Raw genomic sequence first — 24,261 nt, forward strand, 5'->3', positions numbered from 1 at the left:
ATGGTGCGGCAACATTTCAGAACAACAACGGAACCGCCATGACGCTAACCCGAGCCATCGGCAAATCGGCTGCATGGATCGTCGGTATCGTCGCGGTGCTCATCGCGGCGGCCGGCGTCTTTCTCTTCGCCTTCGACTGGAATCGTGCGAAGCCGTGGGTCAATGAACAGGTCACAGCCGCACTCGGCCGCCCGTTCGCGATCAACGGCGACCTGAAGGTCGGCTGGCGCCGCCCGGACGGCGAAACCGGCTGGCGCGCCTGGGTGCCCTGGCCGAGCTTTACGGCCACGCAGCTCGAGATCGGCAACCCCGACTGGGCGAAGACCCCCAAATTCGTCACGCTCGACGCCGCGCACTTCGATCTCGCGATCCTGCCGCTGCTCGCGCATGAAATCGTGATCCCGTCGATCGACGTCGTGAATCCGGCTATCGACCTCGAGCGGCTCGCCGACGGCCGCAACACGTGGACCTTCCAGTTCAAGCAATCGTCGCAGCCGTCGCCGTGGAAAGTGCGACTCGACAGCTTCGGCTTCGCGAAGGGCACCGTCACGTATCGCGACGCGATCACGAAGGCCGACCTGAGCGTCGCGATCGATACGCTCGGGCAGCCGATTCCGCTCGGCGACGTGCTGAAGGAGCAGGAGCAGACGTCGCGCGCGGCATCGGCGCAGCGGGTCGGCAAGCACGGGGCCGCGCAACTGAGCGCGAAAGCCAATGCGGAAGCCGCATCGAGCGCGTCCGCCGCGCAGGCTGCGAGTGGCGCGTCGGCGGCGTCTGCCGTGGCTTCGGCTTCGTCTTCTTCGCCCACATCTTCGGCATCGGCTGCTGCTGCCGCATCGGGTGCCAGCGGCGCAAGCAGCGTCGCTGCGCCCGCGAAGCCGTCCGGCCCGACCTATGCGTTCGGGCTGAAGGTCGATGGCCGCTACAAGAACGTGCCGATCAGCGGTACCGGCAAGCTCGGCGGCGTGCTCGCGATCCAGGACGCGTCGCGGCCGTTCCCGCTGCAGGCCGACGTGAAGGCCGGCGACACGCGGCTCGCGATCGTCGGCACGCTGACCGACCCGATGCATCTCGCGGCGATCGACCTGCGACTGTGGCTACAGGGCACATCGATGTCGCATCTCTATCAGCTCAGCGGCATCACGCTGCCCGATACGCCGCCTTATGCGACCGAAGGGCGCCTGATCGGCAACTTCAAGCGGAAGGCCAGCACGTTCCGCTACGAGAACTTCAACGGCCGCGTCGGCGGCAGCGATCTCGGCGGCACGCTCGCCTACGAGCAGCGCGAGCCGCGGCCGAAGCTGTCGGGCGAACTCGTGTCGAACCTGCTGCAGTTCTCCGATCTCGCCCCGGTGATCGGCGCGGATACGGCCGCGAGCAAGGCCAAGCGCGGCGACACGACGAAACAGCCGTCGAGCCGCGTGCTGCCGGTCGAGACGTTCCGTACCGACCGCTGGCGCGCGCTCGACGCGGACGTCAAGTTCACGGGCCGCAAGCTGGTCAAGAGTTCGGATCTGCCGATCACGAACCTGTACACGCATATCGTGATGCAGGACGGCGTATTGTCGCTCGAGCCGCTGCAGTTCGGCGTCGCGGGCGGCACGCTCGCGACGACCGCGCATCTCGACGGCAGCGGTGCGCCGCTGAAGGGCCGCTTCACGGTGGCCGCGCGGCACCTGAAGCTCAAGCAGCTGTTCCCCGCGCAGAAGGTCATGCAGTCGGCGCTCGGCGAGATCAACGGCGATGCGTCGCTGTCGGCGACCGGCAACTCGCCGGCCGCGCTGGCCGCGACGTCGAGCGGCGAGGTGAAGGCGCTCGTGACGGACGGCCGCATCAGCCGCCTGCTGATGGAGGCGGCGGGGCTGAACGTCGCGAACGTCGTCTACGAGAAGCTGTTCGGCAACAACGACGTGAAGATCAACTGCGCGGCGATCGACTTCGTCGCGACCAACGGGATCCTCGACCCGAAGGTGTTCGCGCTCGATACGGACGACGCGCTGATCAACGTCGACGGTCCGATCAGCCTGCGCGACGAAACGCTGAACCTGAAGATCCACCCGCACACGAAGGGGTTCCGGATTTTCTCGCTGCGCTCGCCGTTGTATGCGAAGGGCACGTTCAAGAACCCGGACGTCGGCGTCGATGCCGGTGCGCTCGCGCTGCGCGCCGGCGCAATGATCGGCCTCGGGCTGATCAACCCGTTCGCGGCCTTGATTCCGCTGATCGCGCCGAGCAACAACCGCGATGTGCCGTGCTCGGAGCTGTTCGGGCAGATGAATGCGAAGGCGGCGCAGCGGGCGGCGGCGAAAGTCGGCAAGTGACGGATGTCAGCGGCCCGCGCGCACCCAGAGCAGCACGACTTCGACCTCCCTGCCGTCGATCCGGACCGGGGCCACGGGGCCGAGCTGCAGGCGATCGCCGTTTAGCACGGCGATCCGCTGCTGGACGTTGCCGACCCAGTTCGGGAACAGGCTGACGTCCATCTCGTGAGTCAGTGTGGCGTCGTCGGCGATCTGAAAGGGGCCTGAATAGGCAATGTAGCCGCGCGCGGCCGCCGCGCACTCGTCGTCGGCGCCGTGGTGCGGGTCGCCGATCGCGTAGGGCGGCCGGCCGGCGGCCATCAACTGGGCGGACATGTAGCCGTCCCGCGTGTAGAGAAGCCAGCCGCGCACGTCGCGACCGAGCGGATAGGCGACTGCGCTGCCGTCGCAGGGCCGGACTTCGTAGGACACGAGGCGCCATGCGCCGACGAGTTGTTCGCGAAGCTGGCTGGCAAGCATGCGGGAGTCCGGTAAGGCAGCGGTGGGGCGCGTGCCGTCGTGTTGGCAGGCCGCCGGGCGGCGGTCCAGGGGGCCTGGAACGCGCTGCCGGAACGACGTGGTCGGCAGTTTCTTCGACACCTGCTAAAATACACGGTTTTCCGTCGATTTATCCTTTAACGGGACCTGCCGTGCTTTCTACTGCCAACATCACGATGCAATTCGGGCCGAAGCCCTTGTTCGAGAATATCTCGGTCAAATTCGGCGAGGGCAACCGCTATGGTCTGATCGGCGCGAACGGCTGTGGCAAGTCGACGTTCATGAAGATCCTCGGCGGCGACCTCGAGTCGAGCGCCGGCAACGTCGCGCTGGAGCCGAACGTGCGCCTCGGCAAGCTGCGCCAGGACCAGTTCGCATACGAAGACGTGCGCGTGCTCGACGTCGTTATGATGGGCCACACCGAAATGTGGGCCGCGATGACCGAGCGTGACGCGATCTACGCGAACCCGGAAGCTACCGACGACGACTACATGCACGCCGCCGAGCTCGAAGGCAAGTTCGCCGAATACGGCGGCTACGACGCCGAGGCGCGCGCGGGCGCGCTGCTGCTCGGCATCGGCATCGAGGAGAAGTTCCACACCGGCACGATGAGCGACGTCGCGCCGGGCTGGAAGCTGCGCGTGCTGCTCGCGCAGGCGCTGTTCTCGAAGCCGGACGTGCTGCTGCTCGACGAACCGACCAACAACCTCGACATCAACTCGATTCGTTGGCTCGAGCACACGCTCAACGAGTACAACTCGACGATGATCATCATCTCGCACGATCGTCACTTCCTGAACGCGGTGTGCACGCACATGGCCGACATGGACTTCGGCACGCTGAAGGTCTGGCCGGGCAACTACGACGACTACATGCTCGCATCGGCACAGGCGCGCGAGCGCCAGGCCGCGGCGAACACGCGTGCGAAGGAACGTGTCGCCGAACTGCAGGACTTCGTGCGCCGCTTCTCGGCGAACAAGTCGAAGGCCCGCCAGGCGACCAGTCGCGCGAAGCAGATCGACAAGATCAAGATCGAGGAATTCAAGCCGTCGTCGCGCCAGAACCCGTTCATCCGTTTCGAGTTCGAGAAGAAGCTGCACAACGTCGCGGTGGTGGCGGAAGACATCACGAAGAAGTACGAGCGCACGATCTTCCAGAACTTCAACCTGTCGGTTCAGCCGGGCGAGCGGATCGCGATCATCGGCGAGAACGGCGCAGGCAAGACGACGCTGCTGCGCTCGCTGCTCGGCGCGCTCGCGCTCGAGCACGGCACGGTGAAGTGGTCGGAGAACGCGAATGTCGGCTACATGCCGCAGGACACGTACGAGGAGTTCCCGAACGACATCACGCTGATGGACTGGATCGACCAGTACCGCAAGGACGGCGACGACGAAACGATGGTGCGCGGCACGCTGGGCCGCCTGCTGTTCTCGTCGGACGACATCAAGAAGTCGGTGAAGGTGCTGTCGGGCGGCGAGAAGGGCCGCATGATCTGGGGCAAGCTGATGCTCGGCCGCCACAACGTGCTGCTGATGGACGAGCCCACCAACCACATGGACATGGAGTCGATCGAGTCGCTGCAGATCGCGCTCGAGCAGTTCGAAGGCACGCTGATTTTTGTGTCGCACGACCGTGAGTTCGTGAGCGGGCTGGCGAACCGGATTATTGAAGTGCGTACGGATGGGACGTTGTTCGACTTTGGTGGCAATTACGAGGAGTTCCTGACGAGTCAGGGGCAGGAGTAATTGTCCTGACGCCTCTGCTCATGCGTTACGGCGAGGTAGTACGAAGCCGGGGCGCATAGAGCGAAGCCGCCAGAAACGCATCGAGCCCGCATCGACAGCATTGTCGATGCGGGCTTTTTCATTTCCGCGCCAGTGAAGCCCGGCGGCGGCGCGAATTCCCGTTTCCTCCCCTCAATCGACTTCGGGTAAATTACGCTCCGAATACCACCCTGAATTCCGACCCGGAGCCGCCCCCTCGATGCAGGACCATCCTCTCCCGATCGACCTGTCCGGCCTTGCGCCAAGCCTGTACGCGCAAGGTACCGAGGAAGGCATCCTGTCGCGCCTGATGGAGCGGATCGTGCCGACCAACCGCTTCTGCGTCGATATCGGTGCGAGCGACGGCCTGCGCAACAGCAACACCGCGCGGCTACTGCGCGAACAGGAATGGTCCGGCGTACTGGTGGAAGGCAGCGCGTACCGCTTCGGCAAGCTTGCCGCGCACTACGCGGGAGCGAATCGGGTCAGTCTGCACCACGACCGTGTTCAGCCCGACACGGTCGACACGTTGCTCGCCGATGCGAACACGCCGACCGACTTCGACCTGCTGTCGATCGACATCGACGGCAACGACTACTGGGTCTGGCGCGGCCTGCAAGCATTCCGGCCGCGCATCGTCGTGATCGAATACAACCCGTACTACACGCCGCCCGAGCGCTGGGTCATGTGCTTCAACCCGGATCACGAATGGGACGGCTCGACGTATTACGGCGCGAGCCTCGAATCGCTCGTCCATCTCGGCAGGCAGAAGGGCTATGAACTCGTCTGCTGCGACGACATGGGCAACAATGCGTTCTTCGTGCGACAGGACCTGTATCCGCTGCTCGGCATCGCGAACAACGATCCTTCGGTGCTGTTCCGCCCGGCGATGTACAAGGTGCGCTACGTCGGGCACAACACGTTCCTGAGCGGTCATCCGTATCGATACGGGCCGGCCGAGCATATCTGAATGGACTCGCTCGCCGCGACCTTCGACGAGATCCGCGACGCCTATGCGCTGCGCCGAAGCGGGCCGCCGCGCCAGGTCGGGGAACGCGTGTGGCATCTGCCGACCGATGACGGCGGCGTAGCGGTCAAGCTCTATGCATCCGAACATCATGCGCGTGCGGCCAAGGAAGCTGCCATGCTCGCGCACTTCGAGATGCACGGCGATCCACGTTTCCATGTGCAGGCGTTGAAGCGCACGGCAGCCGGCGCATCGCTGTGGACGGGGGCGCACGCCCACGCCCACGCAATGCTGACCCGCTGGGAAACCGGGCAGTTCAGAACCTACGACACGTTTTCGCCGGCCGAATGGGATGCGCTCGGCGCGAGCCTGGCGGCGTTGCATCTGAGCCTCGAGCGGCTTCATTTGCCGCAGCTCGACACGATCCGCGCACGGCTGGCCGCGATCGACGCGGACGCGGTGCGCCGCAGCCTGCTCGACGCACTGGGTCGAGCAGGCTCGAACGATGGCGCCGAGAACCTGCGTCGCTATGTCGATCTCGCGCTGCGCATGCTCGACCGCTACTATCCGGGCAGCATCGATGCGTTTCCCGCCGACGATCCGCAGCACCCGATCCACAACGACTACAACCAGTTCAACTATCTGTTCACGGGCACGCTGCCGCCGCTCATCCTCGACTGGGAAGCGTCGATCGGCGCACCGCGCGAGTACGAGCTGGTGCGTTGCCTGAACCATCTGCCGCTGGAGGCGCCGCGTCTGGCGGAAGCGTTCGTGCTCGCGTATCGGCGGACCCGGCCGGTGGATTCCGCGCGTATCGCATGGGCGGTCGATGCCGCGTGTCTGCAGCACGCAGTCAAGCTCTGGATCGTGCAAGGCTGGCTCGACGAGCCGTCACGCTTTGCATCGCATCTGAACGGCGCGGTGACGATGGCGTCCGCGATGGTGGACGCGCGCGATCGTCTCGTCGATTTCTTTTCCCGTTGCATCGAAGCAGGACGCTGAAGTGAATGCGAATCTGAACCGGATTTCGAACCCGACGCCATCAGGCGAGCGGCAGCATGTATTTCCGCCGCCGCTGGATCGCGATTACCGCGTCGAAGACGGGCGCGTGCTGACGCGTTCGCTGGAAGCGCATATCGTCGATCACTGCAACCTGACCTGCGCGGAATGCTGCTCGCTGTCGCCGCTGCTGCCCGAGTGGTACGCGAACCCCGAATCGCTCGAGGCCGATCTGCGCAAAGCCGCGAAGGTGCTGCGTCCGCGCATGTTCAAGCTGGTCGGCGGCGAACCGCTGCTGCATCCCGCGCTCGTCGAACTCGTCCAGCGCGTGCGTGCCACCGGCATCGCGCCCGTGATCTCCGTCACGACGAACGGCCTGAAGCTAGGCGAGATGACCGACGCGTTCTGGCAGGCGGTCGATGCGCTGACGATCTCGCGCTATCCGAAGCCTGCGCTGTCGCCTGACCTGGTCGCGCACGTCGAGCACCAGGCCGCGCGCTTCGACGTGCGGCTGAACTGGAAAGTGCAGGACGTGTTCACGACGATGAATCGCGCGCAGCCCGGCACCGACCGCGACTCCGCGCAGCGCCTTTATCACGATTGCTGGATTCGCGAGCGTTGCCATATGATTCGCGACGGCATGTTCTACACGTGCACGCGTCCGGCGCATTTCCATACGCTCTATAAGGGCGAGAAGGATTTTCAATCCGACGGCCTGCCGCTGCGCGACGACGCGGACATGCTCGACGCGATGCTCGCCTATCTGCAACGCGAGACGCCGCTCGAAGCGTGCCTGCATTGCCAGGGCGGCAGCGCGCCGGTGGCGCCGCATCGCATCCTCAAACGCATTGAAGTGGACTCCTTGAAGGCTCGTTATCCATGATCGTCGGCACGCGCGACCCGTTCGGCTTCGACCGGCTTCACTACCATCCGCCCACCGGCACGGCGGCGTCCGGTATCCGGGCCGTCCTGCGTGCATCGGGGCACCCGGCCGGGGAGCCGGATGCTGCGGCCATCGCGGGCTACCTGAGCGGCGAGCGTCTGGTTGGCCGCACCGTGCTGCGCGACGTGCGCGCGGTGCCGCCCGGCCATGCGCTGATCCGTTCGCCGCAAGGACTGACCGTGCAGCCGGCACCCGAGCAGCCGCAGCACGCGGATCTTGAAACCGTGCTGCGTGCGTCGCTGCAACGTGCGCTCGACAGCGGCAAGCGTGTCGCGCTGGCGCTGAGCGGCGGGCTCGATTCGGCGCTGCTGCTCGCGTTGCTGCGCGAACTCGGCGCGCAGCGGCACGTGACGTCCTACATCCTCGTGACCGACATGCCGGATTATTGCGAACGCGATGCCGCGCTGGAACTGGCCGGGCAGATGCAGGTGAACGTGAAGATCGTGCGCGCGAACGAAGCCGATTTCGTCGCGGCGCTGCCGAGGACGACTCATGCGGTCGAGGAGCCGATGTTCAACCTGCATCCGGTCGCGAAGCTGCTGCTCGCCGAGGGGATGGCCGCGGACGGCGTCGAGGTGGCCATCACCGGCGATGGCGCGGATCAGGTGCTGCGCCGCGACCAGTCGGCCAACTATCTGCCGCTGTGCCATGCGTTGTTCGACGCGGCGTCGGTCGACCTGCATCCGCCGTTCGTTGACGCGGCCGTCGTCGCGCATCTGACGAGCATCGCGCCGGATCCGGACAAGCAATGCCTGCGCGATCTCGGCGCACGCCTGAACCTGCCGGACCGTCTCGTGCACGGCCCCAAGCGCGGACGGCTCGCCCCGGCGATGGACCTCGCGGCGCTGCTCGATCGCGACCGCACGCACGCGCTGGCCGACCAGCTCGGCCTGGCCGCGCCCACGTTGCAGGCGGATACCGAACGCGTGCTGTGGACGACGCTATCCCTGCTTCTCGATGATTTCGATTCCCTCGATGCCGCGCATCGCCCAACCTGAGCCGCTCATGAAACGCATCCTGTTCTGCGTGGTGCCCGAGAAAGGGCACGTCAATCCGTGTATCGGCCCGGCCCAGCATCTGCGGGATGCCGGGTGCGACGTCGCGTTCTATGCACCGGCCGATATCAGCGCACAGCTCGACGGTGCCGGCGGCTTCGAATTCGTCGGGCCGCGCGAGACGCCCGAGCGTCACGACCTGTCGCGCGGCGCGAGCTTCGCCGCGAACATTCGCGACGCGGACTGGTTGCGGCACTGGATCCGCACGCTGTTGATCGACCTCGCGCCCGCACAGGTGGACGGCATCCGCGCGGTGCTGCGCGACTGGCGGCCCGACGTGGTCGTGATCGATCCGCTGCTCTATGCAGCGGCGATTGCCGCCGAGCTGGAAGGGCTGCCGTGGGTCTCGATGTCGAATTCGCTGAATCCGGTGCTCCCGGACGATCTCGATTCGGAACTGCTGCGCACGGTGCGATGGCTCGCGCCGGAACGCACGCGGTTGTTCGCGCGCTACGGGCTCGATGCGCGTTTTCGCGGTTGCGACATCCTGTCGCCGCACCTGACGCTCGCGTTCACGACCGACGCGCTGGTCGGCGCGCCGCCGCCCGGTGTCGAGCTGGTCGGCCCGGCGCTGCCGTCAGGCCCCCGTGGCGACGAAACCGCGTTCCCGTGGGAGCGCCTCGACGCCGATCGTCCGCTCGTCTACATGTCGCTCGGCAGCCAGCTTTACTACCATCCCGATGTGTTTGCGAAGGTCATCGAGGCGGCGCGCGCGACGTCAGCGCAACTGGTGCTGTCGGTGGGTGAACTGGTCGATTCTGATCTGCTGCCGGCCGGCGACGAGCGCGTGGTCGCGGTGCGCTATGTGCCGCAACTGGCGCTGCTGCAGCGCACGCATGCGTTCGTCAGCCACGGCGGCGCGAACTCGGTGATGGAGTCGCTTGCATGCGGCGTGCCGATGCTGCTGTCGCCGTTCTGCAATGACCAGTTCCATTCGGCACACTTCGTCGAGCGGGCCGGTGCGGGGTGCGTGCTGGATCTGCAGCAGGCCGGCGTGGCGGACATCGCCGATGCGCTCGAACGCCTGTTGCGGCCCGGGACGTTGCGCGAGCAGGCGGCACGGATTCGTGCGAGCTACGCGGCGCGCGACGGTTCGGCCGAGGCGGCGCGCCTGATCAGCGCACTCGCTTCAGGAAACCGCCTGGCGACAGCGTCATGAGGACGCGGTCTTCGATGTCGTAGTCGACTTCGAACCGGTCGTCGCGGGCGAGGAATTCACGCGCGGCGGTGGCCGGGTTGTTGCCTTTGCCGTACGGCTTGCCGTCGAACATCGACGCGGGCAGGTATTCCATGATGGTGTCCATCACGATCGCGTAGCTGCTGGGCGTCACGAGCGGTGCATAGCATTCGAGTTCGCGCAGCACGTGCGCATGGGTGTGCGTGAGATCGAGGATCGCCATCACGCGCGCGCCGTCACCGATCTGCGCACGCACCGATGCGAGCGTGTCGGCCGCGCACGATTCGCCTTCGATCAGCGTCATGCGATGGGCGAGCCGGTGCGATTGCAGGCGCTGCCTGACTTCGTCGCGCAGGCGCGGTTCGATCGCGACGACGCGGCCGCTGTCGCCCGCCAGTTCCAGCATCGACGCGGAGAATACGACGCCGCCGCCCGCCGCGATGCCGGTCTGCACGATGCAGTCGGGACGCTCGCGCCAGATCAGTTCCTGGAGCGCGAGCATGTCGCCGGGCAGGTGGAAGAAGCGCTCGCCGAGCCAGCGCGTCTGGAACAGATGGTCGAATTCGGCAGCACGCGTCAGCCATTCGATGTTGATGTCCCGCATGCGGGCCGAAGGACGCTCTGACATGGTCAATGCAACGAGTAGGAGTGACGTGAAAACGCTGGAACCGTGGCTTCACCGGTACTGGAACATCGGGCCGGCGCGCATGCAGGCGCTGGCGTCGGGCCATACTAACAAAACGTATCTCGTCGAGTGCGATGCGGGGCGCGCGGTGCTGCGCGTGTCGTGGTCCGGCAAGCCGGTCGAGCAGGTGCATCGTGAGGCGGCGATACTCGGCCATCTTGGCCATCTCGGCCATCCGCGCACGGCGCCGATGTTGCCTGCACTGCCGCGCCTGCGGCCGACCGTGGATGCGCAATCCGGTGTGCAACTGCCCGATGGAAGCTGGCTGCATCTGTTCGAGCATATCGACGGCAGCCCCGGCCTGCCGGACGATGCGGAGGCGGGCGCGAACGAGGCGATGCGTGCACTCGCGCATCTGCATGCGGCGCTGGCGGCGGTACCCGCAACCGAATCGGCGCCGTTGGCATGGCTGTCTGCGCGCCACGCGCGCGTAGCGGCGCGTGCAGCGCCGTCGTTGCCGGGCGACTTGAGCGGCCACTACGAGACGATGATCCGGTGCATCGGCGCACATCTCGACGCTGCTGCGCACTGGTTGAAGGGGGCGGTGCACTGGCTGCATGGCGACTATCACGCGGGCAACCTGCTGTACGTGGGGCATGCGGTGAACGGCGTGCTCGATTTCGACGATGTCGGGCAGGGCGCGCAGTGGCTCGAAGCGGCCTTTGCGCTGTTCGCGCTGTCGCGCGATGCGGGTAGGGACGATTGCTTCGTATTCGACGCGCAGCGCTGGGACGCCGGCCTGCAAGCCTATGCGGCGACGCGGCCCGATGCCGCGCCGGACTGGATGCACGACCGCCGCGATGCGCTGATGATCCTGTTCTGCGCGGACCAGACGCTGATCCATCTCGAAGCCGCGCAGCGCGGCCTGTGGGTGCCGGGACCCGGGATCGGTTTTCTCGGCGGCTGGTGGCAGTTGCTGGATGGCGCGGCGCCCGAGCGCTAGCCGGCTGCCGCGTCAGCGCTGATTCAGGAACAGCAGGAACAGGCGCACCACTTCAACCGTGTTGGGCCGCGCCTCGCCGTGCCGCGATCCGTCGTGCATGCAGAACAGCACGTCGCGCTGCCGTGCCGCGCTGGCGTCGACGTGCGCGCACATCGCGTCGAACAGCGCCTGCGGCGACGGCGCCGGCCGCTGCCAGTCGTCCAGTATCGCGGTCCAGCCCGTGTGTTCGCGCTGCAACTGCGCGAGCACGCCGGCGCGATTGTCCTGCGGCATCAGTCCATAAGGCAGGCGCAGCGGGATGGTGTCCGGCTCCGGAACGCCGGCGCGGCGATAGGCTTCGCGGATCAGCGCGTCGGTCGCTTCGATCTCGTCGATCAACGCATCGTCTGCCAGCGCGCCAGGCTTCGCGTGCGAATACGTGTGATTGCCGAGACGGTGGCCGTCACGCGCCATTCTCGCCGCGACGTCGAGCGCGCCCGCCAGATTCTGGCCGAGCAGGAAGAAGGTCGCCTGGCAGGATGCGGCCCGCAGGACGTCGAGCAAGGGGAGCGTCGAGGGGCCGGGGCCGTCGTCGAAACTGAGGCGAATGGGCATCGCGGTTGGGGGCGCCGTTCAATGTGTACCGGCAGAACGATAGCGCAAGTCGCGGCGAGCGGCGGCCGGCGCATCCATCGGCCGGCTACTGGATCGGCTCGATGGCCAGCGGACAGGTGCCGACCCGACGCAAGCGCGTGCCGGTCCACTCGTAGAAGAACCGGGCGGCCTTCGCGCTGTTGTAGTCGCAATCGTCGTTGAAGCAGCCCGCGATGATCAGCAGCGTACTGTCGGCGCGGAAATCGACGCGCTCCTCGTCGTTGCCCATCACGCCCGCGATGGCCTGCACGCCGGGCATCGTGTACGTCGCGCCCGTGTACTTGTCGACGATCGCGAAATTCCGGCAATCCGTTCCGCAACCCCAGATCGCGACACGGTAGTGGCCGGCAAAGTTGGCCGGTTGCGTGAATTCGTCGCGAATCACGGTGCGGTAGAGGCGGGCTTCCTTGCTGGTCAGGCGGGGTGCGCGGGCCGGTGTATGGGGCGCAGGCCGTGGGTGGGCGGGGTAGCGCTCGAACGACGGGCAGTTTTGGGCGGGCGCCATCGTCGTGGGCACCGGCTGGGCAGCCACAGCCCAGCCGGCAAGCATGGCCGTGGCGCCGGCCGTCAGCAGAAGTCGGTATGCGCGCATCACGCGATCGTCCTTGCACGGAAGAGGAGCGGGCCGCCGCGCGCACGGTGGCCGTGCGGTCGTGTGCCGATGTCGCGGCGGGTCGGGACCTGACGGCCCCGCCGCGCGATTCTATGACGCTTCGCGTGCGCCGGCACGCGTTGTGATCGGCGTCCGGGGCGGCTGCACGAACGGCATGGCGCCCTGATGCCCGCAAGCCGGGCTGGTCGTCAGCGCGACGACCGATCCGCGCTCAAGCGTCGCACGCTTCTCGCGCGTCATCCGTCATGGCTCGCTCCGCGAGCGCGACATAATCGCCGGCCGCCGTGCGTTCGACCCGGGCCTCGACACGATACGCGCGCCGCAGGTGCGGCGGTGTCAGGACTTCGGCGGGTGCGCCGTCGGCGACGAGGCCGTCGGTGCCCAGCAGCACCAGCCGGTCGCAGAATCGCGACGCGAGATTCAGGTCGTGCATCGCGACCAGCACGACCGCTCCGTGTCTGCGTGCCGCGTCCCCGACCGCTTCCAGCGCGAGCAACTGCCAGCGCAGGTCGAGCGCGCTCGTCGGTTCGTCGAGCAGCAGCAGCGGCGTGTCGCGCACGAGTACCTGCGCAAGCCCGACCATCTGCCGCTGTCCGCCGGACAGCCGCTCGAGCGGCGACATCGCGAGCGCTTGCAGCCGCAGGCGCTCGAACACCTTCTGCAGGCGCAGGTCGCGTGCCGCGTCGGACAAACCGGGACAGGTCGCGCGCAATGCGCTGCGTACGGCCTCGTACACGAGCAGCGACGACGGTTGCGGCAGCGTCTGCGGCAGGTAGCCGACCTGTCGCGTGTGTTCCCGGCGCGCGCCGCGCAGCAGGTCCAATCCGCCGAACGCCGCGTTGCCGTGCGCGGCCACGAGCCGGGCGAGTGCGCGCAGCAGCGTCGACTTGCCGACCCCGTTTGGTCCGAGCAATCCGACCATCGTGCCGGGCGTAACGGGCGCGAGCGACAACCGGTCGAGCACGATCTTCGCGCCATAGCGCGCGACCAGGTCGTCGATGTACAGGGTGCCCTTATCCATCGAGCCTCCTGCGCCGGCTGACGAGGATCATGAACAGCGGCACGCCGACCAGCGCGGTGATGATCCCGATCGGCAGCGTCACCCCTGGGATCAGCGCCTTGCTGAGCACGGATGCGCCAGCCAGCATGATCGCGCCGGCGAGGGCGGCGCCGGGCAGGTAATAGCGATGCTCGTCGCCGACGAGCAGCCGTGCGACGTGCGGCCCGACGAGACCGACGAACCCGATCGTGCCGACGAACGACAGCGCGGTGGCCGACAGCAGGCTGATACGCACCAGCGCGACGAGTCGCAGCCGCTCGACGGCGATGCCCATGCTGCGCGCCTGTTCGTCGCCGGCGCGCAGCGCCGTCAGCGATGCGACGTCGAAGCTCGCCCACAGCGTGCAGGCGGCGAGCACGCACGACAGCAGCGCGATCTTGCCCCACGTCGCGCGCGCGAGACTGCCCATGCTCCAGAACACGATCTGCTGGAGCGCGTTCGCGTCCGCGAGAAACTGCAGCAGCCACAGCAGTGCCTCGAAACTGAACATCAGGCCGATGCCGAACAGCACCACGGTTTCGGTCGTCGCGCCATGGCGCCACGCGAGCCAGACGATCAGCAGCGTCGCGAGGCTCGCGCAGCAGAACGCACCGAGCGACAGCGCGATGTTCTCGTTCCAGAGCACGACGTGCCAGCCCGAGATCACGACGAGCGATGCACCGACGCTCGCGGCGGCCGACATGCCGAGCGTGAACGGGCTCGCGAGCGGGTTGTTCAGCACGGTCTGCATTTCCGCGCCGGCGATGCCGAGCGACGCGCCGACGAGCACGGCCATCAGCGCATACGGCAGGCGCACGTCCCAGAGGATCACGCGCTGTTCGAGCGGCAGCGCGTCCGGCCGGAACAGCCCGGCGACCAGATCCGCGATCGGGAACGGCGACGGGCCGGTGCCGATGTCGACGACGAGCAGGGTGCCGAGCACGCAGGCGAGGAACATCAGTGCGCCGACCCGCCGCGCGGCGATTGCGCGGTAGCGCAGCTTCAGCGAAGCGGACGAACGGGACGAAGGCGACGATGCGGGCGACGCGGCGCTCATGCGGCCTCTCCCGCGTCGGTTTCGGCCGCGATGCGCGCGGCCAGCATCGCGCTGGGCACCACGACGCCGCCATGATCCTCGCCATCGATCAGGCGGAACGTCGCGTCGAGCCCCGGGCGGGCACCGACGCGCCGGACGAAGTCGCGCGCGGAACTGACCTGCTTGCGCGCCTGTTGCCGGCGCATGCGTTCGACGTCGGGATTCGGCGCGCCTTCTTCGAGGCTACCCGCCGTGACGAGCAGCCGCAGCGCCGGCGCAAGCGGCGCCGCTTGCGCGGCGAAGCGGTCCGCATAGGGCAGCAGCGCGCGGTCGCCCCACCAGATCGACGGGCTCGCCGCAACATACCGCGTGAACAGGTGCGGGCGCGTCAGCATCGCGTACAGCGTCAGCAGGCCGCCGTACGAATGGCCGAACAGCGTCTTGCGTGCCGGGTCGACCGCCACCTGTTGCGCGAGCCAGGGCTGCACATCGTGCTCGATGAAATCGAGCAGGCGGTCGGCGACGACGCCGCGGCCGTTAGGCAGCGGCGCGAGCGTGTAGTCGTCCGCGCGGGCGGCCATGTCGTATGCGGCGTCAGTCGGATAACCGATGCCGATCACGACGGGCTCCGCATCGGGCGTCGCGTCGGGGCGCGCGCGCCGGTTGCGCACGAGTTGCGCGGCGAGCGGGAAGAGCGCGTTGCCGTCGAGGACGATCAGTACCGGATGGGGTACGGCAACCGCGCGCTCGGCGGGCAGCGCGACGAACAGGCGGCGGGGCTTGCCGCCGACCGTCACGTCGAACTGGCGGCTGTTCGGCACCTGCACGGCGGGCGCGGCGTCGATCGCGGGCCAGTCCGGTGCGCGCGCGGCGAGCGCGGGGGTGAGGTGGGCGCCGAGCGGGCCCGCGAGGCCGGCGACGAGCAGCGAGCGGCGCATCGTGGAAGCAGGGAGCGACATGTCAGGACCCTTCCTGTACCCAGTATTCGCCCTGTAGCGGAACCGGCTGGAAGCGTTGCACCATCGTGTCGAATGTGCGGCGCGGGTCGACGTCGGCGAACAGCGCCGGATGCAGCCATTTGGCCAGAGCCTGCACCGCGACGACGTTGAACGGCGAGTTGTAGAAGTGATGCCAGATCGCATAGGCCCGGCGCTCGCGAACCGCGCGCAGCGGCGCGATCTGCGATCGCTGCAGCGACCGGTCGAACGAACGGGCGGCGGTTTCGCGGGACACGCCGGCGCCGAGCGCGATGCGCAGCGGCGCACTTTGCAGCGTCTGCGTCGAGCCGATCCCCGTGCCGATGTAGAAATCGGGCTGGCGGCTGAGCAGGTATTCGGGATTCAGCGTGCCGTGCTCGCCGGGCACGCGGCCTTTCGCGATGTTGTTGCCGCCGGCGGCGTCGAGCAGGCGCCCCATCATGCCCGTCATCGTGTCGCAGCAGTCGCTCGACAGGCCGACGCGGCTTTCGAGGAACACGCTCGGCGCGACCGCGTGCGCGTTCGCCAGCCGCGTGCGGACGAGGTCGAATTGTGCCTGCCAGTACGCGTTGAAATCCGCCGCGCGCTGCGGCGTGCCGAGGACCTGGCCGAGCAGCGCGATGCTGCGCGTCGTATTGACGAGCGGGTCGTGCCGGAAATCGACGAACACGATCGCGACGCCGGCGGCTTCGAGTCGCGCCAGCGTCTCGCGATCGCGCTCGCCGGGGCCGTGGCCGCCGCCGAGGCCGAAGATCGCAACCTGCGGGCGCAGCGCGAGCGCGCGTTCGTCGCTGAAGCTGCCGGCTTGCGAGCGGCCGATACGCGGCACGTCCTTCAAGCGCGGAAACCGCTCGAGCCATTGCCCGTAGCTGGCCGGATCGAGCTGTTCGAAATCACCCATCATGCCGACCAGGCGACGGGTGGGGTCGCCGGCGTCGACGACCGCCAGCGCGGGCAGCAGGCGCCCTTCGCCGAGCAGGACGCGTTCGACGCGCGCGGGAATCCGGACCTGCCGGCCGGCAAGATCGGTCACGGTGGTGTCCGCGCATGCCGCTTGCGCAACGAGCCAACTGCACAGCCATGCGGCGAGCATGGCCCACATTTCACTTGTCTTTCTCACACGACTCCCGATACGATAGAAATGAGAATAATTCTCATTTGATTGTAACCGAGCAGCCGGACATTGCAGGACGCCGGCCGTTTGATCCAGCGACGAAATAGTTTGTGCGGGCGCAGCGCGCACGCAACGGGGTATCACGACATGACAGCGCAGACGCAAGCTGCTTTCCAATCCGGCGGCAATCGCCACGATGCGCACGTTGCGCGGATCCGCGAGGTGCGTCCGGGCTTGCGCATCCACGCGGACGACGCGACCGACGAATTCGATGCGGTGATGTCGGGGCAGTGCACGCCTGGCCTGCATCTCGTGCTGCTGCTCGAAGGCGCGCTCGACGTGTCGTACGGCGATCGGCGCGTGGTGCTGACGACGGACGCGCGCCGGGCGAATCGGGCCCCGGTGCCGCAGCCGGCGGTGCGGATGCAGTCGTTCCTGCTCAACGCGGTGCAGCCGGATACGTTCCGCCGCCGGCTCAGCAAGGGCGGCTATGCGCGGCGGCTCAGCCTTGCGATGTCGGGCGAGTGGCTGGGGCATCTGCAGGCCGCGAGCAGCGGTGTGTTGCCGGAGCGCCTCGACGCGATGCTGTCCGCGCATCTGGCGATCCGCTTCTGGCAGCCGACGCCGCGTGCGACCGCGCTGGCCGAGCAGATTGTGCGTCCGCCGACCTATCAGCCGATGCTGCAGGCGATCTATCTCGAGAGCCGTGTGCTGGAATTGCTTGCCGAGGCGTTCGCGCCGCTCGAGGTGGAGGCGGTGGACGCAGCGCAGGCGCCGGAAAAGGCGCTCGGCTCGCGCGACTACCGCCGGATGGCGGAATTGCGGGCCTTCCTGGCGAGCGATGCCGCCCAGGATTTGTCGCTCGACGATATCGCGCGCCATGCCGGAATGAGTACCAACGCGATGCAGCGGCAGTTCCGTGCTGCCTACGGCACGACGGTGTTCGACTTCATTCGCGAACATCACCTGCAGCGCGCGCGGCTGGCCCTCGAGCGCGACGCGGTGAGCGTCAAGCAGGCCGCGGCGCTTGCGGGCTATACGAGCGCCGCGAACTTCGCGACCGCCTACAAGCGCCGCTTCGGCGTCACGCCGACGCTCGCGCGCCGCAGCGACCATCGCTGACGCCGCGGCAGCCGCCACTCAAACGAGTTCGTAGCTTACGCAAAGATTTCGGCGCATTACATGTTTCATAATGTAAATGAGAATCAATCACATTCTGAAACATCGAAAGCGCCACCATGTCGAGTCAAGCTGCAAACCTTGCATTGAAGCCGGTTGTCGTCGCCGGCCTGTACCTGATGGGCGTGTCGAGCGCGTGGGCGCAGACACCTGATCGGCCCGCCGGGCCCGCCGGCGCATCCGCCGTCCCGGTTCAGACGGTTGCCGGCGATCCACCCGATCCGGCCGTACTGAAGGAAATCGTCGTGACGGCCAGCCGTCGCGAGCAGGCGATCCGGGAAGCGCCCGCGAGCATCTCCGTGATCGGTCGCGACGATATCGCGGCGAAGCCTTATACGTCGGTTGCCGAGATCGTCGGCAACGTCGAAGGCGTAAGCGTCGTCGGCGCGTCGCCGAACGACCAGGATATCTCGATTCGCGGGATGCCCGGCGAATACACGCTGCTGCTGGTCGACGGCCGCCGCCAGAACACGCGGGAAACGATGAACCGCGGCAGCTCGGGCGTGCAGTCGAACCTGATGCCGCCGCTGTCCGCGATCGAGCGGATCGAGGTCGTGCGCGGGCCGATGTCGTCGCTGTACGGCGCAGATGCGATGGGTGGCGTGATCAACGTGATCACGCGCAAGGTACCGAAGCGCTGGGGCGGCACGATCACGGCCGGCAGCGTGTGGCAGCTTGAATCGAACCAGGGCGATACGCAGAGCGTCGACTTCTGGCTCGGCGGCCCGCTGAAATCCGACGTGCTCGGGCTGCAGGCGTCCGGTCGTCTCCTGCACCGTGGCGAGGATGACATCTATTACGCGAACAGCGGCACCGGCGGCGCGAACGGGCAGCGGATCGGCAGCTTCGACGTGAAGCTCGCGGCGAAGCCCACGCGCAACCAGGACGTGAGCGTGAACATCGGGCGCGAGCAACTGACCTACCTGAGTACACCGGGCAAGAGCGCGGCGCCGCTCACGCCGCGCACGGCCGCGTCGGCGGTGACCGAGACGCGCCACGTCCGCGACTACTGGGGCATCACGCACGACGGTCGATGGGGTTTCGGCAACACCACGCTGTCGCTCTATGGCGAGCGCGGCGTGCAGGACCAGTGGACGCCGGCCGGCCGCGACGCGATCAAGCCCGCGCTGACCGACACGATCCTTGAAGGCAAGGCAGAGGTGCCGTGGTGGGGCGAGCGCAACATCCTGACGGTCGGTGGCCAGCATATCTGGTCGACGCTGTCGGGCGTGGCCCGCCAGGACGCGGTGCCGAAGGGCCACGCGGCGAACTCGGACCGCATCCGGCGCAATGCGTGGGCGCTGTTCGGTGAAAACGACTACTTCTTCAACGACCGGTTTACGCTGACGACCGGCGTGCGGCTCGATCACGACGATCGCTACGGCAGCCACGTGAGCCCGCGCATCTACGGCGTCTACAAGCTCAGCCAGGCGTGGACGGTGCGTGGCGGTGTGTCGACGGGCTTCCGGCCGCCGTCGTTGCGCCAGAGCACGGGCGGCTACTGCATGACGTCGGGCGGCGCGGCGGGGGCGATGCCCGGCACGCTGTGCGGCAATCCGGATCTCAAGCCCGAGACGAGCCTGACCGAGGAACTCGGCGTGCGCTACGACCTGGGCGACACGTATGCGGGGCTGACGCTCTTCAACAACCTGTTCAAGAACAAGGTGGCCAGCTACGACACGGGCAAGGCCGATCCGCGCTCGCCGGGCCGCAACATCTACGTGTACGACAACATCGACCGGGTCAAGCTGTACGGCCTCGAACTCGGCGCGGGCACGCGCGTGCTGCGTACGCTGAAGGTGTCGGGCACCTACACGCTGACCCAGTCGCGCCGCGAGGGCAGCGGCGAGAAGGCGTTCAACGGCGGCTCGCTCGACGGCTATCCGCTCGACAAGACGCCCAAGCACAAATTCAACGTGCAGGTCGACTGGACGCCGACTGCCAAGCTCGATCTGTACGCGACGGCGAACTACATCGGCAGCGAATACTGGGCGGCGTTCCGCAACGGCGCGCAGGGTGTTCGCGAGCGGCCGTCGACGACCACCTTCGATCTCGGCGGCCGCTACCGGATCGACAAGCGTTTCTCCGTCAACTTCGCGGTGCTGAACCTGACCAACAAGATGGTTCCGATCGACGATCGCACGCGCACGACCGGCCTGAGCGGCAACTGGCTGATCGATCAGGGGCGCCGCGTCGCGGTGAGCCTCACCGCCGAAATGTGACGGCACGGCCGGTGCGATGCGCCGGCCCTTCAATCTGGAGATGAATGAGATGAATGCGATATCGCATCCTTCTAGTCTTTTAGTACCCCATAACATATGGGAACTCTATCGTGCCGATGCGGCGCTGTTCCTGGCGACTCCGGCCCATACGCTGCTCGCAGCCGATCCGGCGGAAGCGATTCCACATGAGGATACGCCGCTGGCCACGCGCGTGGCAGAGGCGCTGCGTCGTGCGCAGGCGAACGGGTATGCCGGCGCAGCGGTGGTCGGCGCCGTGCCGTTCGACGCAGATACGCCGGCCGCGCTGCGGGTGGCGCACACGATGCTGCGTGCGGCACCGTCCGGCGTGCCGCGGGTGCCGGAGCCGTCCGGAATGCGCTATGCCACGCGCGAGGTGCCGGCGGCCGACGCCTATGGCGACGCGGTGGCGCATGCGGTCGCGCGTATTCGCGCGGGCGAACTCGACAAGGTCGTGCTGGCGCGCACGCTCGAAGTCGACGGCGAGCAGCCTGTCGACGTCGCACCGCTCGTCGCGCGTCTCGCGGCACGCAACCCGCACGGCTATACGTTTTCCGTCGATCTCGGCGCGGGGTGCACGCTGCTCGGCGCGAGCCCGGAACTGCTCGTGAACCGCTTCGGCGGCGTCGTGCGCGCAAATCCGCTGGCCGGCTCGGCGCCGCGCAGCCGCGACCCCGTCGAGGATCGCCGTCGCGCGGAGGCGCTGCTGGATTCGGCCAAGGATCTCGACGAGCACCGGGTCGTCGTCGAGGCGGTGCGCGACAGCCTCGCGCCGTTCTGCTCGCATCTCGACGTGCCGGCGCGCCCGTCGCTGATGCACACCGAAACGATGTGGCACCTGTCCACCGAAGTGCGCGGCGAAACGCAGGCCGACGCGTTGACGCTCGCGCTTGCGCTGCATCCGACGCCCGCGGTCTGCGGCGCGCCGCGTGACGCGGCCCGCGCATGCATTCGCGCGGCCGAGCCGTTCGACCGCGGGTTCTACGCGGGGATGCTCGGCTGGGTCGATACGCACGGCGATGGCGAATGGATCGTGACGATCCGCTGCGCGCAAGCGTTCGATCGCACGCTACGGCTCTATGCGGGGGCAGGCGTCGTCGCCGAGTCGACGCCCGACGGCGAGCGGGCCGAAACGGCGGCCAAGTTCAGGACGATGCTGGATGCACTGGGGATTGGCCGCGACGCGGCATCGGGCGGCGCCCGGGAGGCGGCATGACGATTGCGCACGGCACGCCGTGGCCGGCCGCGCTGGCCGACACATACCGCAGAAAGGGCTATTGGCGCGGCGAATCGTTCGCCCGTTGGTTCGATGCGCGCGTCGCGCAATTCGGCGAACGGACGGCGCTCGTGCAGGGCGATCTTCGCTGGTCGTACCGGACGCTCGCGGCCGAGGCGCAGCGCATTGCGCGCGCGCTGAGCGCGGCGGGTATCGCGCCGGGCGATCGCGTGGTGTTGCAACTGCCGAACTGCGTTGCCTTCTTTGCTACAACGTTCGCGTTGTTCAGCATCGGCGCGCTACCGGTTTTCGCGTTGCCCGCGCACCGGCGTCGCGAGATCGGCTTCTTTTGCCGGCACGCGGGTGCGGTGGCCTACATCGCGGCGCCATCGCACGACGGGTTCGACTACCGGTCGCTCGCGCGCGACGTACAGGCCGATGCGCCGACGCTGAAGCACGTGCTGTTCACGACGCCGGGCAACGCAGGGCTCGATCTGCCCGATGCACCGGAGGTCGCATTGCCGCCCGGGCCGGCCGCGCACGACGTGGCGTTCCTGCAGTTGTCGGGCGGCAGCACGGGCACGCCGAAGCTGATTCCGCGCACGCACGACGATTATCTGTACAGCGTGCGGGAGAGCGCGCGCATCTGCGGGCTGAGCGAACGGACCGTCTATCTTGCCGCGCTGCCGGCCGCGCACAACTACGCTCTCAGCTCGCCGGGCTCGCTCGGGGTATTCGACGCGGGCGGCACGGTCGTGCTGTGCGACAGCGCCAGCCCCGACGTTGCGTTCGACCTGGTCGAGCGTGAACGTGTCAGCGTGGTCGCGCTCGTGCCGCCGCTCGTGCTCGTCTGGCTGAACGCAACTGCGCGACGCGGCGGCGCGCCGACGAGTCTCGAACTCGTGCAGGTCGGCGGGGCGAGATTCGATCCGGCACTGGCCGCGCGCGCGGCGGATGGCTTCGGCGCGCAGCTCCAGCAGGTGTTCGGGATGGCGGAGGGGCTCGTCAACTACACGCGGTTGGGCGATCCGCGCGACGTCGTGATCGCCACGCAAGGGCGGCCGATCTCGCCTGACGACGAGATTCTCGTGGTCGACGACGACGATCGACCGGTCGGGCCGGGCGAGGTCGGTCACCTGCTGACGCGCGGCCCGTACACGATCCGCGGCTACTACGACGCGCCGGTACACAACGCACGCGCGTTCACGGCGGACGGCTTCTACCGCACCGGCGATCGCGTGCGGATCGCAGACGGCGGCTATCTCGTCGTCGAGGGGCGCGCGAAGGACCAGATCAATCGGGGCGGCGAGAAGATTCCCGCGGAGGAGATCGAGCATTTGCTGCTGGCGCATCCCGGCGTTGCCGACGCGGCACTCGTGCCGATGCCTGACCCGTATCTCGGCGAGCGCAGTTGCGCGTACGTGATTCGCGGATCCGCGGCGCCGAGCGCGGCGGATCTCGTGCGGTTCGTGCGCGAGCAGGGTGTTGCGACCTACAAGGTGCCGGACCGGATCGAGTTCGTCGACGCGTTCCCGAAGACCCCGGTGGGCAAGATCGACAAGCGGGCGTTGCGGCAACGCATCGCCGATTGCCTGGCCGACGCGCCAGCCTGATGTCCGGCGCTCAGGTAATGCCGGAAACATTCATTTTCACGACGCTTCACCACACATTCCAACATGGCCATTCCGAAAATCGCTTCCTATCCGATGCCGGCAGACCTGCCGGCCAACCGCGTGACCTGGCAGTTCGAGCCGCGACGCGCGGCGCTGCTCGTGCACGACATGCAGGACTATTTCCTCGATTTCTACGATCGCGGCGCATCGCCGGTGCCGTCGTTGCTTGCCGGTGTGCGGCGCCTGATCGATTTCGCGCATGCAACGGGGATGCCCGTTTACTACACCGCGCAGCCGGCGACCCAGGCGCCGGCGGATCGTGCGCTCCTGACCGACATGTGGGGCCCGGGCCTGACCGCGCAGCCGGCGCGCACGGCGATCAGCGAGATCGTCGCGCCGGCGCCCGGCGACACGGTGCTCGACAAGTGGCGCTACAGCGCCTTCCGGCGCTCGGATCTCGAGGCTCGGCTGAGCGCACAGGGGCGCGACCAGCTCGCGATCTGCGGGATCTACGCGCACATCGGCTGCCTGATGACCGCATGCGATGCGTTCATGCGCGACATCAAGCCGTTTTTCGTCGGCGATGCGCTCGCGGATTTCTCCGAACGTGAGCACCGGATGGCGCTCGATTACGTCGCGGGGCGCTGCGGCAGCGTCGTGTCGGTCGACATGCTCGTCGGCGCGGCCCATGACGATCTCGCACCGCCGACGCTCGACGACGTCGCACGGCTGGTCGCCGGAAGCCTGCGCGTTCCGGCCGCGACGCTGCGCGCGGACGCCAACCTCATCGATTGCGGCGTCGATTCGATCCGCATGATGACGTTCGTCGAGCAGTGGCGGGCCGACGGACACGACGTTACGTTCGTCCAGCTCGCCGAACAGCCGACGCTCGAAGCATGGGCGAGCCTGCTGCAACGCACCGCACAGGTGCCGGCGTGACGGTGCATGACGCGCCCGGCATCCATCCGGCGCCGTTTGCCAGCACGGCGGAAGTCACGCTGGCGCAGGCCGATCGAGTGCTGTTCAAGCTGTGCAAGCACTACGCGATCAAGGTGCCTGTCGTATTCGACGAGCACCGCGCGACCGTCGACTTCCCGTACGGAACCTGCCGGATGCGGCGAGTCGACGATCGGCTGTGGCTGCGCTGCGAAGCCGATTCGGCCGACAAGCTCGCGCAGATCCAGTACGTGATGGACGAGCACCTGGTGCTGATGTCGCGCAATCGCGAGCTCGTGATTGCGTGGCAGCAGGCCGACTGACGGCCTGAATTC

General features: G+C 67.6%; 22 protein-coding genes. 14 read left to right on the forward strand and 8 right to left on the reverse strand.

The annotated features are described in order from the left end of the window. The first annotated feature begins 38 nt into the window (after positions 1 to 38). Positions 39 to 2,321, forward strand: a complete 2,283-nt coding sequence (locus BDI24065_RS07125) for an AsmA family protein (protein WP_175030607.1) — start codon at positions 39 to 41, stop codon at positions 2,319 to 2,321. Between the two features lie 6 nt (positions 2,322 to 2,327). Here BDI24065_RS07125 and BDI24065_RS07130 read toward each other — a convergent pair whose 3' ends face one another. Further along, positions 2,328 to 2,780, reverse strand: a complete 453-nt coding sequence (locus tag BDI24065_RS07130; RefSeq protein WP_175030608.1) for a lipocalin-like domain-containing protein — start codon at positions 2,778 to 2,780, stop codon at positions 2,328 to 2,330. Between the two features lie 170 nt (positions 2,781 to 2,950). Here BDI24065_RS07130 and BDI24065_RS07135 point away from each other — a divergent pair, with 170 nt between their 5' ends. From BDI24065_RS07135 to BDI24065_RS07160, 6 genes are all read left to right on the forward strand, one after another. Further along, a complete protein-coding gene (locus BDI24065_RS07135; protein WP_011352218.1) occupies positions 2,951 to 4,543 on the forward strand; it encodes an ABC-F family ATPase in 1,593 nt (530 codons plus the stop codon). A gap of 238 nt (positions 4,544 to 4,781) precedes the next feature. After that, complete coding sequence (locus BDI24065_RS07140; protein WP_175030609.1) at positions 4,782 to 5,531, forward strand: FkbM family methyltransferase; 750 nt, start codon at positions 4,782 to 4,784, stop codon at positions 5,529 to 5,531. Continuing rightward, positions 5,532 to 6,530 (forward strand): phosphotransferase enzyme family protein, encoded by a 999-nt coding sequence (locus BDI24065_RS07145; RefSeq protein ID WP_175030610.1) that lies wholly within the window; start codon positions 5,532 to 5,534, stop codon positions 6,528 to 6,530. A 1-nt stretch (position 6,531) separates the two neighbouring features. Beyond that, positions 6,532 to 7,410: a 4Fe-4S cluster-binding domain-containing protein gene (locus BDI24065_RS07150; RefSeq protein ID WP_175030611.1), complete on the forward strand. Its 879-nt coding sequence runs from the start codon at positions 6,532 to 6,534 to the stop codon at positions 7,408 to 7,410. Next, positions 7,407 to 8,468 carry an asparagine synthase-related protein gene (locus BDI24065_RS07155; protein WP_175030612.1) on the forward strand — a complete coding sequence of 354 codons (1,062 nt, stop codon included), beginning with the start codon at positions 7,407 to 7,409 and terminating at the stop codon, positions 8,466 to 8,468. Before BDI24065_RS07150 ends, BDI24065_RS07155 begins: the two co-directional genes overlap by 4 nt. 7 nt (positions 8,469 to 8,475) lie before the next feature. Then, positions 8,476 to 9,684 (forward strand): glycosyltransferase, encoded by a 1,209-nt coding sequence (locus tag BDI24065_RS07160; protein ID WP_175030613.1) that lies wholly within the window; start codon positions 8,476 to 8,478, stop codon positions 9,682 to 9,684. On the opposite strand, the gene BDI24065_RS07165 is transcribed toward BDI24065_RS07160, so the two are convergent. After that, positions 9,641 to 10,330 carry a cephalosporin hydroxylase family protein gene (locus tag BDI24065_RS07165; RefSeq protein ID WP_175030614.1) on the reverse strand — a complete coding sequence of 230 codons (690 nt, stop codon included), beginning with the start codon at positions 10,328 to 10,330 and terminating at the stop codon, positions 9,641 to 9,643. The genes BDI24065_RS07160 and BDI24065_RS07165 overlap by 44 nt on opposite strands. Positions 10,331 to 10,355: 25 nt before the next feature. Here BDI24065_RS07165 and BDI24065_RS07170 point away from each other — a divergent pair, with 25 nt between their 5' ends. Then, positions 10,356 to 11,330 carry a phosphotransferase gene (locus tag BDI24065_RS07170; protein ID WP_254609700.1) on the forward strand — a complete coding sequence of 325 codons (975 nt, stop codon included), beginning with the start codon at positions 10,356 to 10,358 and terminating at the stop codon, positions 11,328 to 11,330. A 12-nt stretch (positions 11,331 to 11,342) separates the two neighbouring features. Here the strand turns inward: BDI24065_RS07170 and BDI24065_RS07175 are convergent, their stop codons facing one another. From BDI24065_RS07175 to BDI24065_RS07200, 6 genes are all read right to left on the reverse strand, one after another. Next, positions 11,343 to 11,924: a polysaccharide deacetylase family protein gene (locus BDI24065_RS07175; RefSeq protein ID WP_175030616.1), complete on the reverse strand. Its 582-nt coding sequence runs from the start codon at positions 11,922 to 11,924 to the stop codon at positions 11,343 to 11,345. A gap of 85 nt (positions 11,925 to 12,009) precedes the next feature. After that, entirely contained in the window at positions 12,010 to 12,555 is a 546-nt protein-coding gene (locus BDI24065_RS07180) for a hypothetical protein (protein WP_438820000.1), read from the reverse strand. A 232-nt stretch (positions 12,556 to 12,787) separates the two neighbouring features. Beyond that, positions 12,788 to 13,597, reverse strand: coding sequence for an ABC transporter ATP-binding protein (locus BDI24065_RS07185; RefSeq protein WP_175030618.1), 810 nt, complete (start codon positions 13,595 to 13,597; stop codon positions 12,788 to 12,790). Continuing rightward, a complete protein-coding gene (locus tag BDI24065_RS07190) occupies positions 13,590 to 14,672 on the reverse strand; it encodes a FecCD family ABC transporter permease (protein ID WP_174973059.1) in 1,083 nt (360 codons plus the stop codon). The genes BDI24065_RS07185 and BDI24065_RS07190 overlap by 8 nt, the downstream gene beginning before the upstream one ends. Beyond that, complete coding sequence (locus BDI24065_RS07195; RefSeq protein WP_175030619.1) at positions 14,669 to 15,610, reverse strand: alpha/beta hydrolase; 942 nt, start codon at positions 15,608 to 15,610, stop codon at positions 14,669 to 14,671. Before BDI24065_RS07195 ends, BDI24065_RS07190 begins: the two co-directional genes overlap by 4 nt. Before the next feature lies 1 nt (position 15,611). Next, entirely contained in the window at positions 15,612 to 16,730 is a 1,119-nt protein-coding gene (locus BDI24065_RS07200; protein WP_175030620.1) for an ABC transporter substrate-binding protein, read from the reverse strand. A gap of 159 nt (positions 16,731 to 16,889) precedes the next feature. Here BDI24065_RS07200 and BDI24065_RS07205 point away from each other — a divergent pair, with 159 nt between their 5' ends. The 6 genes from BDI24065_RS07205 to BDI24065_RS07230 all read left to right on the forward strand — a co-directional run bounded on the left by BDI24065_RS07205 (position 16,890) and on the right by BDI24065_RS07230 (position 24,249). Further along, complete coding sequence (locus BDI24065_RS07205) at positions 16,890 to 17,864, forward strand: helix-turn-helix transcriptional regulator (protein ID WP_254609701.1); 975 nt, start codon at positions 16,890 to 16,892, stop codon at positions 17,862 to 17,864. Positions 17,865 to 17,980: 116 nt separating this feature from the next. Next, a complete protein-coding gene (locus BDI24065_RS07210) occupies positions 17,981 to 20,143 on the forward strand; it encodes a TonB-dependent receptor domain-containing protein (protein ID WP_175030621.1) in 2,163 nt (720 codons plus the stop codon). Positions 20,144 to 20,192: 49 nt separating this feature from the next. Then, positions 20,193 to 21,377, forward strand: coding sequence for an isochorismate synthase (locus BDI24065_RS07215; RefSeq protein ID WP_175030622.1), 1,185 nt, complete (start codon positions 20,193 to 20,195; stop codon positions 21,375 to 21,377). Further along, positions 21,374 to 22,990 (forward strand): (2,3-dihydroxybenzoyl)adenylate synthase, encoded by a 1,617-nt coding sequence (locus tag BDI24065_RS07220; RefSeq protein WP_175030623.1) that lies wholly within the window; start codon positions 21,374 to 21,376, stop codon positions 22,988 to 22,990. Before BDI24065_RS07215 ends, BDI24065_RS07220 begins: the two co-directional genes overlap by 4 nt. A 63-nt stretch (positions 22,991 to 23,053) precedes the next feature. Continuing rightward, positions 23,054 to 23,929 carry an isochorismatase family protein gene (locus BDI24065_RS07225; RefSeq protein ID WP_175030624.1) on the forward strand — a complete coding sequence of 292 codons (876 nt, stop codon included), beginning with the start codon at positions 23,054 to 23,056 and terminating at the stop codon, positions 23,927 to 23,929. Beyond that, on the forward strand, positions 23,926 to 24,249 hold the full coding sequence (locus tag BDI24065_RS07230; protein WP_254609702.1) for a DUF2218 domain-containing protein: 324 nt from the start codon (positions 23,926 to 23,928) through the stop codon (positions 24,247 to 24,249). The genes BDI24065_RS07225 and BDI24065_RS07230 overlap by 4 nt, the downstream gene beginning before the upstream one ends. The last annotated feature ends 12 nt before the right edge of the window (positions 24,250 to 24,261 follow it).

The sequence above is a fragment of the Burkholderia lata genome (assembly GCF_902499025.1).
Taxonomy (GTDB): domain Bacteria; phylum Pseudomonadota; class Gammaproteobacteria; order Burkholderiales; family Burkholderiaceae; genus Burkholderia; species Burkholderia lata_C.